The sequence below is a fragment of the Glutamicibacter nicotianae genome (assembly GCF_002797775.1).
Classification (GTDB): Bacteria; Actinomycetota; Actinomycetes; order Actinomycetales; family Micrococcaceae; genus Glutamicibacter; species Glutamicibacter nicotianae.
Genome location: NZ_PGEY01000001.1, coordinates 2,466,821 through 2,480,066, shown reverse-complemented (window position 1 = coordinate 2,480,066; position 13,246 = coordinate 2,466,821). Strand labels below are relative to the sequence as shown.

Below are 13,246 nucleotides of genomic sequence, written 5' to 3'. Positions count from 1 at the left end.
CTGTCGCGGGCTGCTGATAGCCTCGGGTTCATGAGCGCAGCTTTCGACACGTTGCCGGTCCGCCGGATCACCGAGCATCCCAAGGCACCGATGGATCGCTCCGACTGGGCCGCCCAGATCCCGGCAGTCAGGCAGCTGCTGGACGAAGGACTGGAACTTGGCCAGTTGACCGTGCTGGTTGGCGAAAACGGCGCCGGAAAATCAACGCTCGTCGAAGCGATCGCCGCGGCTTTCGGGCTGAATGCCGAGGGCGGAACCAACCACAGCATGCACCAGACGCAGACCACCGAATCCGGGCTGTCCTCGCACCTGCAATTGGAACGCGGAGCCGGGGCATCCAAGGCAGGAGTGTTTCTGCGCGCGGAAACCATGCATGGGCACTTCGCCTATCTTGGATCCATCGGTTCGCACGGAAAGCACAATTTCCAGAGCCATGGAGAGTCCTTCATAGAGTTCTTCACCGAGCGCTCATCCGTGAACGGATTGTGGGTCTTCGACGAAGCCGAGTCCGCGCTGTCCTTCAACGGCTGCCTGATGCTGCTCTCGCATATTGCCGATCTGCTGCGTGCTGGGTCCCAGGTGATCCTCTCCACCCACTCGCCAATTCTCGCTTCCCTGCCGGAGGCGAAAATCTATGAAATCGGGGAATGGGGAATCCGCGAATCGGGCTATGACGACTTGGACATGGTGCGCAACTGGCGGCTTTTCCTGGACGCCCCGGGCCGGTACCTGCGCCATTTAACGTAGGCAGTTTCCCGACGCAGATGGATCTCTGGTTAGAGCGCCACCGCTAATTCCCCTAAGCTTTAAGCAACGGAAGACGAAGGGACGCACTATGGCCAAGAAGCGCTCAATCTGGGCACGGATTTTCGGTATCGGCAAGGCTAACGCCAACGCTGCCTTGGATGCCCTGGAGGATCCGAAGAAGATGCTGGACCAGACGGTCCGCGATTACACCAACAACATTGCCCAGGCCGAGCAAGCAGTCGCCCAGACCATCGGCAACCTGCGCATGGCCGAGGATGACCACGCCAAGTTCCTGCAGGAAGCCAAGGACTGGGGCGGCAAGGCGCTGGCCGCGTCGAACAAGGCTGATGAATATGCCGCCGCCGGCGATTCCGCTAACCAGCAGAAGTTCAACCAGCTGGCCACCGTGGCGATTCAACGCCAGATGGACGCCGAGAAGCGCGCCAAGAACCTGGAATCCACCATCTCTACCCAGCGCGAAGTCGTGGACAAGCTGAAGACCGGCTTGAACACCATGCAGACCAAGCGCCAGGAACTGGTGGCAAAGCGCGATGAGCTGGTAGCTCGCGCCCGCAATGCCAAGACCCAGAACCAGATGATGGACACCCTCAAGGCTTTGGATATCAACGACCCGACCAGCGAGATCAGCCGCTTCGAGCAGAAGATCCGCCAGGACGAAGCCAAGGTCCGTGGTGCGCAGGAACTGGCGGCATCCTCACTCGATGCGCAGTTCGCGCAGCTCGATGACCTCGGTGCGGCCACCGAAGTCGATGCGCGCTTGGCGGCATTGAAGGCCAGCAACGCTCCGCAGGACATTCTGGAAGAAGCCGACGGCGCCGCGCAGATCGAAGCCGGCGAACCGCAGGTTTCCGAGATCGAAGCACGGCTGGCCGCTCTGAAGAAGAACCAGGCCTAGGCCCCGGCCAAGCACGGCAAATTCCCCCGCGGAATTGCCCCGCAGCAGGCTGGCAGCAATTCTTGCCCAACGAACGAAAGGGACAGCTTCTCGTGAGAGAAGCTGTCCCTTTCGCTGTTTTCAGGCGGAGAGCTCGGCGCTCATGATCGTTTCCAGGGTCTGCATGGCGCCGTGGACGTGCAAGGACTCCAGCGCCCGCAGGTAGGGCGCGGTGAATCGCTCGTCTTCCACCAGATCACCGAAGAGGTCGCGCTGGCGCAGGAAGGCCAGCGGGTCTTGTCCCTGGCGCGCTGCCGCGGCGCGCACCTGATCGGCCAGGCGGTCCACCACCTCAATCGGCTCGCCGTTTTCATCGACGCCTTCGGCGTAGCGCGCCCAGCTGGCAACGATCGCGGCGGACAGGGCCACCTCGCCTCCGGTGGCGAGGTTTTCGCGAATTACCGGCACAAGCCACTTCGGGATGCGGTCTGAGGAATCGGCGCACAGCCGTGCAATGGTATCTGCCACATGCTCGTTGCTGTAGCGGGCAATGAGCTTGTTTTGATAGGCATCCAAATCCACGCCGGGCAGGGGGCGCAAGGTCGGCTCTGCCTCGGTCTTCATGTAGCGCAGTAGGAATTGCGCGAACAGCGGGTTGCGGGCCGCATCGTGCACGGCGCGGTAGCCGGCCAGGTGCCCGAAGTAGCACAGGCCCTGGTGGGTGGCGTTCAGCAGGCGCAGCTTCATCAGCTCGTAGGGGACCACGTCATCTACCAGCTGGACCCCGGCCTCCTCGAAAGGTGGCCGGCCGCTGGTGAACTTGTCCTCCAGGACCCATTGCGCGAAGTCCTCGCAGACCACCGGCCAAGCATCGTCGATGCCATAGCGTTCTGAAACCTCGGCGCGATCGGCCTCGGTCGTCACCGGGGTGATGCGGTCCACCATGGAGTTGGGGAACGGGACATGCCGCTGAACCCAAGCGCCGAACTCCGGGTCAGACGCGGAGGCGAAGGCGCCGAACATCTTGCGTGCGACCTCGCCGTTGCCCTGGATGTTGTCGCAGGTCATCACGGTGAACGGAGCAATGCCCCGTTCGCGGCGCAGCTTCAGTGCCGCGCAGATCAGCCCGAAGGTGGTCCGCGGCTCTTCGGGGTTGGCCAGGTCATCGAGGATGGCCTGATTTTGCTGGTCGAACTCGCCGGTGACCGGGTTGACGTTGTAGCCGCCCTCGGTGACGGTCAAGGACACGATGCGGATCTGCGGGTCTGCCAGCTGGCCAATGGCCCGCTGCAGGTCATCCGGGGCGTAGATGAAGTCCAGAATGGAACCAATGACGCGGCCCTCGACGCTGCCGTCGGGGTTCTTCACCATCAGGGTGTACAGCCCGTCGCTCTCGGCAAGGACATCGCGCATGCGCGCATCCGAAGGCATGACGCCCATGCCGATGATGCCCCAGTCAAGGGCCTTTCCCTCGTTCATGAGCTGATCGAGGTACATTGCCTGGTGCGCTCGATGGAATCCGCCTACTCCGAAGTGCACGATGCCTGCGCGCAGCTGGCTGCGGTCGTAGCGGGGGAGTTCGGCGTCGGCCTGGAGATTGGCCAGCGCGTTGTTGGACAGTTTCACGGTTTCACAACTCCTAGGAAGTGGGAGGTCGGGGGATGCTTAGGCGCGCTGGGCGGCTTCGCTGAGTGGCGCAGCTTCCGCACGGGGCTGGGTTCCGCGCAGGCTATGGGACATCAGGGCTGCCACCAGGTAGAGGGCCGCGAAGAGGTACACCATGCCGGCAGCGCCCAGCAGGTTGTAGAGCAGGGCGACCAGCAGTGGACCGGCGAAGACTGCAGCACCGATGCCCAAGTTGTAGGAAGCCATGGCAGCACCGGGGTTCTGCGGCGCAAGGGAGACCGCGATGGCTGACAGCGGCACGAATCCGGCCAGTCCAATGCCGAACACTGCACCGCACAACAAGGTCAGTCCGTAGGCGAAGTCCAGGCCGTTGTCCACGGCCCATGCCGGCACCAGGTACAGCGAGAGCATGGAGATGGCACACAGCACCGCACCGAACCACACCACGGTCTTGGACCAGCCGAGCTTGTCGCCCAGCGCCCCGAAGACCAGGTTGAAGGGGATGTTCACTGCGTAGATCACCGTGGTCAGGATGAGGAACTGGCCAACACTCCAGCCGAACCGGTCAACGAACAATGCCGGGAAGAAGATTGCCATGCCGTAGGTTGGCACGGAGTTAATGGTGCGGGTGAGCATCACCATCATGGCCTTGCGGTTGGTGACCAGCAGGCGCAAGCCGAAGCTCATGGTCTGCCAGACCTGTTCGGGGTTGTCGACCAGCGGCGCGCGTCCGGTTTTCTCCTTGACTCCGATCAGGGCTACCGCGGCACCGATGACCACCAGGGCCAAGGACAGCCACAGGGTCTGGTAGTAGCCCAACCCGAACAAATCGATGGATGCGCTGGCGGTCAGTGCACCCAGCGTTGGCAAGCCGGCGCTGAAGGCCACGTAGAACCAGCCGATGGCCACAGCCAGGCGCTTGGCATTTGCCGTCGCGGAGATCCACACCAGGAAACCGTACGCGAAGAACGGATAACCGAAACCGCGCAAGCCGTAGGTGATGAAGACCAGCGCGGTGCTGGACGAGTTCAGTGCAACCCCGAGGAACAGCACTTCGAACACGATCCACGTGGCTGCGCCGATCAGCATGACCTTGCGCGGGCCCCAAAGATCCGAGAGCGAGGCGGACAGGAATGCGGCCACGGCCACCGCCACGCCGTAGACCGTGACCAGGGTGCCGGCCAGCGGGATGGAGAAGCCGTGCTCGCCGGTCAGGTACGGCGCGAGGATATTGGTTTCGACGCCATCGCCGATCATGAAGATCATCAGGCCGACGAATCCCCACACCAGGGGACGGGGCAATCCCATTCGATCCAGCAAGGATTCCCGGGGCGAAACGCCTCCCGGCGCGGTGGACTGGGGGATGGACATCGTATGCGCTCCTTTGCGGCCGGACTGCCTTCTCTGCTTTGTGCTGGAATCAATCTAACACCAAAAAACACAAACTCAACATGAAAAGTGTTAAATTGTTTGTGTGAGGTTCAGTCTTTTGCGACTCAGTGCACAGGACATATCATCGAAATTGTGAAAAATGGGGAATCCAGAGTGGGAACAGCTGCTGCCGAAGATGTCGCGGGATTATCTCCTGACGACCGGCGTGATGAAATCACCGGCTACGTCAACCGCATGCAGCGTACGCGCGTCGAGGAGCTGGCCGAGATTTTCGGCGTCAGCGCAATGACGATCCACCGCGACCTTGACCACCTGGCCAAGGACGGCCGGCTGGAACGCATCCGCGGCGGAGCGCGGGCGATTACTGCACGCCTTGCTGAGCGGGACGTGAAACTGCGCCGGCACCTGCATGCCGAGATCAAGCAGAAGCTGGCAGCCACGGCCGCAACGCTGATCGAGCCGGACGCTGTCATAGCGTTGGACGACTCCACTACCGTGGGGGCACTGGGCGCGCACCTTGAAGCCCGGCAGCCATCCACCGTGATCACGCACTCGCTCGCGCTGATGGGGATCGTTTCCTCGCTGCCGAACATCGCCCTGGTCGGCCTGGGCGGGCAGTACTACCAGGAAACCGACTCGTTCCTCGGATCCATCGTGGTCGAGCAGGCGCAGCGCCTCACCGCTGACGCGGTCTTCGTGTCAACTACCGCGATCAAGAACCATGCGCTGCTGCACCCGGACGCGGAAGCCGCCCTGACCAAGCGAAGCCTGCTGAAAATGGGCGGGCGCAAGATCCTGGTCGTCGATTCCACCAAATTCGAATCTTCGGGCATGTACCATGTGATGGATCTCGGCGAATTCGACGACATTGTGGTCGATGACGGGCTCGACGCCGCAACGCGCACCGAGCTGCAACGCCTGGGCCCGCGCATCCATATCGCCACTACCTCGACGAAGGCCAACTCATGACCCCTACCCATGTCCTTGGAATCGATTCCTCGACGCAATCGTGCAAGGCGCTGCTTGTCGACGCAGCCACCGGCGAGATAGTGGCAAGCAGCCGCCAGCCGCATCTGCCGGGCACCCAGATCAATCCCGAACGATGGATCGAAGCCTTGGAAGCCAGCGCTGGCGGATTGATCGACCGGGCCGCTGCGTTGTCCGTGGCCGGGCAGCAGCACGGGATGGTGGCTCTAGATGCCCGGAACGAGCCGGTGCGCGATGCGATGCTCTGGAATGACGTGTCCTCGGCACCGCAGGCCGCGCAGCTGGGCGGTGAACTGGGAGGTGCCCAAGCTACCGCCGACAAGGTCGGCAGCGTCTTGGTGGCGTCGCTGACGATCACCAAGCTGCGCTGGCTGCGCGAACACGAACCGGCGAACGCCCGGCGCACCGCCCGCGTGGTGCTTCCCCACGACTACCTCACCTGGCACCTGGGCGGGCGCAAGGAATTCGTCACGGATCACGGAGATGCCTCCGGGACCGGCTATTACTCGACGGCCGAGCGGCGGTTCCTGCCCGAGCTGGCGGAGCAGGCCCTGGGGCATCCTGTTCAGCTCCCGCGGCTTGCCGCCGCCAATGAACTGGTCGGCCAGACCGCGCAGGGAGCCAGGATCGCGGCCGGAACCGGTGACAACATGGCTGCCGCATTGGGGCTGGACTTGCAGCCGGGCGATGTGTGCGTGTCCATGGGCACCTCGGGCGTGGCTTCCGCGCTGGTCGAGCGCAGCGTGCATGATGGCGGCGGCATGGTCAGCGGCTTCGTGGCGGCCGGCGCGAACTACCTGCCGCTGGCCTGCACGCTCAATGGCGCGCCGGTGCTGGATTTCGGTGCGCGCATGCTGGGCGTGAGCCAGCAGGAATTCTCCGATCTTGCCCTGGCGGCCCAACCCGGATCCGGCGGCGTCACCCTGCTGCCGTACTTCGGCGGCGAACGGACCCCCAACAGGCCCGAATCCACGGGCGTGCTGCGGGGGCTGCGCACGGGCACCACACGCAATGAGATGGCCCGCGCCTATGTGGAAGGCCTGCTGTGCTCGATGAAGGATGCGGTGGCAGCCCTTGAAAATGCCACCGGGGTGGTGACCCGCAGGATCCTGCTGATTGGCGGCGGCGCCCAATCCGAAGCCGTGCGGCGAATTGCCCCGCAGGTCTTCGGCGTCGCCGTGGACGTTCCGCAGCCCGCGGAATACGTGGCGCTGGGAGCCGCCCGGCAAGCGGCCTGGGCACTGAGCGGCAAGGAGGAGCCTCCGCACTGGGATATTGCCGCGCCGACTCGTTTCGAGGCGCAGCCGCGTCCGGAAATCTATGCCCGCTATGCAGAACTGCGCGAGGCGACGGACGGCTGGACCTAACGGGCAACATCTTCGGCCGGTCCGCACGCCGGGGTCTGGCCACTGCCAGCAGAACGAAACAGCGTCCCTTCCTTCGATCAGCGTGAACTGATCAAAGGAAGGGACGCTGTTGCTTGTCCGGGAAAACCGGGACTAGCGGTCAATCGATTCCTTGTCGGTGCCTTCCGGGTACAGGATGGCATTGCCGGCAGCCACCTGGATGGTGATCTTATGCGGCGAGTTCGGATCGGTTGCAAGCTGGTTCTCAACCGAACCGGCGGCCGTATTCTGCCGCAGGTCGTAGGTTCTCTCGGGCAGCTGCAGCTCCAGCGAGCCGGCGCTGACACTGCCGTCGACGCTCTTGGGCGCCTCGCCCGACAGTTCGCCGATCAGTTCGCCGGCCGAGACGTCGAACCGTGCGCTCTCGACATTTTCCAGGCGGACCGTTGCTTCGCCGGCACCCAGATCGACATCGGCGGTGTGCGCGCTGCCGGTGAGTTCCAGATCTCCGGCGCCAACCTCCACCACGACGTTCTTGTAGTCGCCGACGGCATTGAAGGATCCGGCGGACAAATCGAAGTCGGCATCCAGGGTTCCGTTGTTCAGGGATTGTGGAAGCACCAGCGTTGCCTCGTTTTCGTCGAATCCGCAGCCGAAAAAGCAGAAATTGTCCCAGGCGTTCGGCGCGTCGACGACCAGCCGGTTGCCTTCGCGGTGCAGCTTCCAGTTGGCGGCCTTGGCGCTGCGGACCTCAAGGGTTGCTTTCTCGGTGTCTGCGAAGACCAGGTCGAAGCGACCCGAGCTGGCCGAAACTTCCAAGGCGGTCACCCCGGAGACTTCGGCTTCGTGGATCGAATGCTCCCGGGACACCGAAGCGAAAGCGCTGCGTGCCGTGGCGATGACCATGGTGAGAATGACCAGCCCGCCCAGCACCGCGAGGATGATGTTCAGCGGCTTGCCGTTGTTGGAGGGAGCCGGAGGGGTTGGGGGTAGCGGCATGGTGTGCGTGGAAGTCATGATCCTGTCCTGTCTGTGCGGTTGGTGCCCAGGGTTTCGATATGGGCCAGGGCTGCCAGCACGCGCCGGTTGCCCGTTCCGTCGGCTTCCAAGCCGAGCTTCTGGAAGATGGAAGTGATGTACTTTTCAACGCTGGCTTCCGAGAGGAAGAGCAGCGCGGCGATGGCCTGGTTGGATTTTCCTTCGGCCAATGCGGCCAGGACTGTGCGTTCCCGGTCGGTCAGGTTCTGCATGCGGTCATCGTGATTTCGCCGGGTCAACAGCTGTGCCACCACTTCCTGGTCCAGGATGGTTCCGCCACCTGCAATCTGCTCCAGCGAAGCAATGAACTCGCTGACATCCGCAACACGGTCCTTGAGCAGGTAGCCGATCGCTGAGGACTGGGTGGAGATCAGTTCCGAGGCGTAGCGTTCCTCCACGTACTGGGAGAGCACCAGCACCGGCAGATCCGGATACTTCTTGCGCAGTTCCAGCGCCGCGCGGATGCCTTCATCCGTGTAGGTCGGCGGGAGCCGGACATCAAGGATGCAAATCTGCGGGAATTCTCCCGCGGAGGCGGTCTCCAGGAAATCCATCAGCCCGCTGGCCTCTGGCAGATCCGCGACCACCTGGTGGCCGCTGTGCGCCAGCAACCTGACCAGCCCTTCGCGCAGCAGGACCGAGTCCTCGCATATCAGTACGCGCATGGCACGTTCACCTCCACTGCGGTTGGCCCGCCAGCCGGGCTGTCCAGATTCAGGGTGCCGCCGGCGGCGAGAACCCGATTGTTGATTCCATCCAGGCCACCGCCCGGGGTAATGCGCGCCCCGCCGGTGCCGTTGTCCTCGATGCGGGCCCACAGGCTTTGCTGCCCCTCGTGCTCCCGCACCCTCACGGTGACCTGGCAGCGCTGGGCGCGCGAATGCTTGGCCGCGTTGGTCAGCGCCTCGGCGATGGCGAAGTACACGGCCGCCTCGGCCACGCGCGGGTAGCGGCCATTGAGCTGGACGTCGAGGCCGACCGGGATGTGCGAGCGGCCGGCGATGGCCGACAGCGCCGCATCCAGTCCGCGGTCATCGAGCACCGAAGCGTAGATTCCGCGGGTGAGCTGGCGCAGTTCGGTAATTGCCGATTTGGTCGAAGCGTGGGCTTCGGCCACCAGTTCCTTGGCCTGCTGCGGATCGGAGTCGATCTGCTGGTGGGCAAGGCCCAGGGTCATGGCCACGGAAACCAGCCGGGGCTGGACCCCGTCGTGCAGGTCGCGTTCGATGCGGGTGCGTTCCACCTCTGCGGCGCGCACGGCTCCTTCGCGCTGCACCGCGGTGGTGCGCACTCGTTCCACCAGTGCTGTTTCGCGGGCAATCGAGCCGACGATTCCCACGGTGACCATGCGGTGCAAGAAGACCAAGCCGACGGCCACTGCCAGTCCCAGCAGGGCGGCCAGTAGCAGCCACGGAGCCTGGCCAACCGGGATCTGGAAGCCCCACAGCCCTGGAACGCTCGCCAGCGGATCAGCCTGACCCGATTGCAGGACCGGGGCGAAGGCGACGATGCCGGTGCGGACTGCCAGCTCCATTGCGCTGAGCATCAGCGAACCGGCCAGGCAGGAGAAGAGCAAGCTTCCCAGCAGGGCCCACATGCGTCCGTTGGCCAGGTTGCGCCCCAGTGAGCGGACGTATTCGCCGAAACCCTCGCGGCGGCGGGGCCGCCAGCTCAGGGCAGTGACGTCCATGTCGTAGAGGTTGCTGACTCGCATCAGCTCGAAGCGGGCGATGCCGAAGAGCGCGTAGACCAGGCCGGCCAGGAAGACCAGCCCCAGGCCGAGCAGAGGGGTCAGCGCGATGCCGAGCGAGAGCCATCCGAGCAAAAGTGAAAACATGATCAGGCCGGCGGAACCGAGCAACGCCATTTGCAGCAGCGTCATGCCCAATCTCAGCGGGGGACGGGCCGGTGCGGTGCCCGGTGAAACCTTGGGTGTCGAAGTCATACCTCAACACTAGAGCGCGCAGGTCAGCGCCAACACCGAGGGAACCGGAGTTCTTCATTATGGAAAACCCGAAGAATCTTCCGCCGGGGGTGCCATTGCGGCCGTTCGAAGCGCAGGATGGACAGATGAAAACGAATCAGGATCCGCAAGCCACAGGAACAGCGCGCATCGAGGTCAAGCCCCTGACCGAGGAACGCATGGAAGACTTCGCCACGGTTGTGAATCCGAACCATCGCGAGAAGCACTGCTGGTGCTTGTCACACCGGCTCAGCGCCACCGAAATCAGGGAACGCGGCGCAGGGGACCGTTTCGAAGCCATGCGCTCGCTGAGCGCCGAACCGATTGCCCCGGGCGTCATCGCTTATCGGGGCGGTGAACCGGTGGGCTGGTGCAGCATTTCGCCACGCTCGCAGATCCCGCTGCTGGCGAAGTCCAAGCTCATCAGGCCCGTGGATGAGCTGGAAGTCTGGAGCATCATTTGCATGGTGGTGCGCAGCGGCCACCGCCGCCAGGGCGTGAACCGGGCCATGCTCCACGGCGCAGTGGAGTATGCGCGGGAGCTCGGGGCTTCAGCGGTCGAGGCCTACCCGGTGGATCCTGCAGGACGCATGGACTTGACCATGGCTTTCGTCGGAACGCGGAAGATGTTCGAGCAGGTCGGGTTCGAAGTCGTTGGAGTCAGCGACGCCCAGGCCAGCAAGATGCCGCGGCTGATCATGCGCAAGGTGTTCTGACCCGGTGGCGTCGCGATGCCTGCGCTCCGCTGGGAGCATAGGGAGTCGAACACGATTGTAATTATCGCGGGTCAGCCAACGCCTCGACGCCACGCACCCCTTCATCATCTAGGCGAGGTTTGAAATAGGTCGAAATAGCAGTTTTTGCCGCGTTTCCAGCGGCGACAGGCTCCCTGGCTTCAATGGCATCGAATATGGCCCTGTCCAAGGCCATCACCTTTTTCTTTTCGAGAGACTCGTTATCCGCGTGGCTCATCTGGTCATTCATGACATTCAAAATGGCGCCGGAAACTGCCTCTCCACAGATACGCAGCAGGCTGTTGTGGCTGGCATCCCATACTGCTGCATGGAAATCGAGGTCGGCCCGATTGAAGGATCCGGAGCTTGCCTCTGCCTCGGATTCCATCCGTTCCACCGCATCGCGCATAGCCGACAGCTGCTCGGAGTTGTGCATCACAGCTGCTAGCTGGCAAGCAGAACTTTCCAGAACGATTCTGAACTGCACCAGTTCCGAGAGCGAGAGGGAAGCAATGCGCGCCATATTCGCAAAGGACCGGCCCAAATTATCTGTGGAAACCGGTAAGACAACCGGGCCGCTGCGGCTGCCGGGACGCGACGCGATGAGGCCTTGGCTTTGTAACACTCGCAATGCCTCGCGCACAGTTGGGCGGCTGACAGAGAACTGGACCATGAGCTCGCGTTCGCTGGGAAGATGCTGTCCAGGTTCAATTTCCTTGGACAGAATCGCCTCCTCGATTTGTTGCACGACTCGCTCGTAAGTCAATGTTGGCACGGCCGGCGTGAAAGTTGGCTTGCTCATTTGGGGCCTTCCTTTAGCTGCGAGTGGAAACGGTTAGCGGACAAGGTATTGCAGTTATCCGGGGTAGCGTTGCCCCGGCCGAATATTTCAACAACTGGTAAGACCAGAAAACTTAGTAGAAATATCAGCATATATGGTGTTGTATGGATCACATCACTCAATAGGCATGTTGACCGATGGAGATCCCATGAATAAGAAAAAGAACTACAGCCTGCTTGCGGCGACAGTGCTGGTCGGCTCTTTGGCGCTGACTTCGTGCTCTGCAGGATCAGGCGGGACTTCGCCGGAAGGATCTGCCGGCAACGATTCGGTGACTGTCGCGCTGACAGGTGAACCCGTCAATCTGGACTTCACCACGACTGCCGGGGCGGCTATACCGCAAGCGCTCATGTCCAATGTCTATGAAGGATTGGTCGAGATCGACCAAGAAGGAAAGATCCAGCCGTTGCTCGCCGAATCGTGGGAGCTGAGCAACGGGAACAAGACCTATACTTTCAAGCTTCGCGAGGGCGCAACCTTCTCCAACGGGGAAGCTTTCACCGCTGATGACGTCAAGTTCAGTATCGAGCGAGTTAAGTCCGATGCCTGGGTCTCGAGCCTGAAGAAGAAAATGGAAATTGTTGACTCTGTCGAGGTCCTCAGCGACTCCGAGGTCGCCATTACGTTGAAGCAGCCTAGCAATGCCTGGCTATTCGACATGGGTACCCTGGTTGGAGCCATGTTTGACCCGAGCGGTGTTGACGAGTTGGCCTCCACCGCCATCGGAACCGGGCCTTACGAAATTGAGGCTTGGAACCGCGGACAGTCCATCGAATTCGCAACGCGCGATGACTACTGGGGTGAGAAGCCACAAGTTGAGAACGTCTCCTTGCGGTACTTCGCCGATGCGGTAGCTACGACCAACGCACTTCAATCCGGCGACGTGGATGTTGTCTACAACATGCAGTCCCCGGAATTGCTCTCCAGCTTCGAGTCCAATGACAAGTTCCAGGTCCTTGAAGGCACCTCCAACGGTGAGATCATCTTGTCGATGAATAACAAAAAGGCGCCCTTCGATGACAACCGAGTGCGCCAAGCGGTCATGTACGCCATCGATCGCCAGGCTGTGGTAGATACCGCATGGAACGGCTATGGCACGGTGGTGGGCGGGCCGGTCCCGACCACTGACCCGTATTATGAAGATCTTAATGACATCTACCCGCACGATCCGGAGAAGGCCAAGGCACTTCTTAAGGAAGCGGGCGCTGAAAATCTGCAGATCACCTTCAAGGTTCCAACCCGTCCCTATGCCACAGCGGTCTCTGAAATTGTCGTCTCGCAACTCGCTGACGTCGGAATCAATGCGAAGATCGAGTCCTCCGAATTCCCAGCGGTCTGGCTCGATGAAGTCTTCACGAAACACGATTACCAGATGTCGGTGGTCCTGGCGGTGGAGAGCCGTGACGTCTTGGCCATGTTCAACAACCCGGATTACTACCTGGGCTACGACAACTCAGACATCAAGGATCTTGCGGCGAAGGCCGACGCCTCGGATGAAGCAGGCTACGTGGAAGGCATGAAAAAAGTGGTTCGCACCATCGTTGATGATGCCGCGGCAGATACCTTGTTCATCTTCCCGAACATCGTTGTAGCGAAGTCCGACGTGACCGGCATTCCGGCCAATTCCGTGACTGAAGCGCTGGACATGACCAATATCGGCTGGAAATAGCTTCAAAG

Annotated in this window: 12 protein-coding genes; 6 read left to right on the top strand and 6 right to left on the bottom strand. The window is 62.1% G+C overall.

What is annotated here, in order from left to right; translation table 11 throughout:
• Positions 1–30 precede the first annotated feature (30 nt).
• On the top strand, positions 31–747 hold the full coding sequence (locus ATK23_RS11530) for an AAA family ATPase (RefSeq protein ID WP_066142072.1): 717 nt from the start codon (positions 31–33) through the stop codon (positions 745–747).
• A gap of 88 nt (positions 748–835) precedes the next feature.
• Positions 836–1,663 carry a PspA/IM30 family protein gene (locus ATK23_RS11525; protein WP_066142070.1) on the top strand — a complete coding sequence of 276 codons (828 nt, stop codon included), beginning with the start codon at positions 836–838 and terminating at the stop codon, positions 1,661–1,663.
• 120 nt (positions 1,664–1,783) lie between these two features.
• Here ATK23_RS11525 and ATK23_RS11520 read toward each other — a convergent pair whose 3' ends face one another.
• Positions 1,784–3,268 carry a mannitol dehydrogenase family protein gene (locus ATK23_RS11520; RefSeq protein WP_066142068.1) on the bottom strand — a complete coding sequence of 495 codons (1,485 nt, stop codon included), beginning with the start codon at positions 3,266–3,268 and terminating at the stop codon, positions 1,784–1,786.
• Between the two features lie 39 nt (positions 3,269–3,307).
• On the bottom strand, positions 3,308–4,639 hold the full coding sequence (locus ATK23_RS11515; RefSeq protein WP_066142065.1) for an MFS transporter: 1,332 nt from the start codon (positions 4,637–4,639) through the stop codon (positions 3,308–3,310).
• 174 nt (positions 4,640–4,813) lie between these two features.
• Between ATK23_RS11515 and ATK23_RS11510 the strand changes: the two genes are divergently transcribed.
• Positions 4,814–5,629 carry a DeoR/GlpR family DNA-binding transcription regulator gene (locus ATK23_RS11510; protein ID WP_066142061.1) on the top strand — a complete coding sequence of 272 codons (816 nt, stop codon included), beginning with the start codon at positions 4,814–4,816 and terminating at the stop codon, positions 5,627–5,629.
• On the top strand, positions 5,626–7,014 hold the full coding sequence (gene xylB / locus ATK23_RS11505; protein WP_066142058.1) for a xylulokinase: 1,389 nt from the start codon (positions 5,626–5,628) through the stop codon (positions 7,012–7,014). The genes ATK23_RS11510 and xylB overlap by 4 nt, the downstream gene beginning before the upstream one ends.
• Before the next feature lie 132 nt (positions 7,015–7,146).
• Here the strand turns inward: xylB and ATK23_RS11500 are convergent, their stop codons facing one another.
• The 3 genes from ATK23_RS11500 to ATK23_RS11490 are packed head-to-tail and all read right to left on the bottom strand — an operon-like array spanning position 7,147 to position 9,976.
• Entirely contained in the window at positions 7,147–8,010 is an 864-nt protein-coding gene (locus ATK23_RS11500; protein WP_066142055.1) for a hypothetical protein, read from the bottom strand.
• Entirely contained in the window at positions 8,007–8,696 is a 690-nt protein-coding gene (locus ATK23_RS11495) for a response regulator transcription factor (protein ID WP_066142052.1), read from the bottom strand. Before ATK23_RS11495 ends, ATK23_RS11500 begins: the two co-directional genes overlap by 4 nt.
• Complete coding sequence (locus ATK23_RS11490) at positions 8,684–9,976, bottom strand: sensor histidine kinase (RefSeq protein WP_066142049.1); 1,293 nt, start codon at positions 9,974–9,976, stop codon at positions 8,684–8,686. Before ATK23_RS11490 ends, ATK23_RS11495 begins: the two co-directional genes overlap by 13 nt.
• Positions 9,977–10,101: 125 nt before the next feature.
• On the opposite strand from ATK23_RS11490, the gene ATK23_RS11485 reads away from it, so the two are divergent.
• A complete protein-coding gene (locus ATK23_RS11485) occupies positions 10,102–10,710 on the top strand; it encodes a GNAT family N-acetyltransferase (protein ID WP_066142546.1) in 609 nt (202 codons plus the stop codon).
• Between the two features lie 61 nt (positions 10,711–10,771).
• Here ATK23_RS11485 and ATK23_RS11480 read toward each other — a convergent pair whose 3' ends face one another.
• A complete protein-coding gene (locus ATK23_RS11480) occupies positions 10,772–11,530 on the bottom strand; it encodes a FadR/GntR family transcriptional regulator (protein ID WP_066142046.1) in 759 nt (252 codons plus the stop codon).
• Positions 11,531–11,717: 187 nt separating this feature from the next.
• Here ATK23_RS11480 and ATK23_RS11475 point away from each other — a divergent pair, with 187 nt between their 5' ends.
• Positions 11,718–13,238 carry an ABC transporter substrate-binding protein gene (locus tag ATK23_RS11475; RefSeq protein WP_066142545.1) on the top strand — a complete coding sequence of 507 codons (1,521 nt, stop codon included), beginning with the start codon at positions 11,718–11,720 and terminating at the stop codon, positions 13,236–13,238.
• Positions 13,239–13,246 lie beyond the last annotated feature (8 nt).

What these genes read in the sequence shown, in the direction of transcription:
- ATK23_RS11485 (WP_066142546.1), top strand. Translation starts at nt 10,102, where the DNA reads ATGAAAACGAATCAGGATCCGCAAGCCACAGGAACAGCGCGCATCGAG.
- xylB (WP_066142058.1), top strand. Translation starts at nt 5,626, where the DNA reads ATGACCCCTACCCATGTCCTTGGAATCGATTCCTCGACGCAATCGTGC.
- ATK23_RS11495 (WP_066142052.1), bottom strand. Translation starts at nt 8,696, where the DNA reads ATGCGCGTACTGATATGCGAGGACTCGGTCCTGCTGCGCGAAGGGCTG.
- ATK23_RS11530 (WP_066142072.1), top strand. Translation starts at nt 31, where the DNA reads ATGAGCGCAGCTTTCGACACGTTGCCGGTCCGCCGGATCACCGAGCAT.
- ATK23_RS11480 (WP_066142046.1), bottom strand. Translation starts at nt 11,530, where the DNA reads ATGAGCAAGCCAACTTTCACGCCGGCCGTGCCAACATTGACTTACGAG.
- ATK23_RS11490 (WP_066142049.1), bottom strand. Translation starts at nt 9,976, where the DNA reads ATGACTTCGACACCCAAGGTTTCACCGGGCACCGCACCGGCCCGTCCC.
- ATK23_RS11515 (WP_066142065.1), bottom strand. Translation starts at nt 4,639, where the DNA reads ATGTCCATCCCCCAGTCCACCGCGCCGGGAGGCGTTTCGCCCCGGGAA.
- ATK23_RS11475 (WP_066142545.1), top strand. Translation starts at nt 11,718, where the DNA reads ATGAATAAGAAAAAGAACTACAGCCTGCTTGCGGCGACAGTGCTGGTC.
- ATK23_RS11525 (WP_066142070.1), top strand. Translation starts at nt 836, where the DNA reads ATGGCCAAGAAGCGCTCAATCTGGGCACGGATTTTCGGTATCGGCAAG.
- ATK23_RS11500 (WP_066142055.1), bottom strand. Translation starts at nt 8,010, where the DNA reads ATGACTTCCACGCACACCATGCCGCTACCCCCAACCCCTCCGGCTCCC.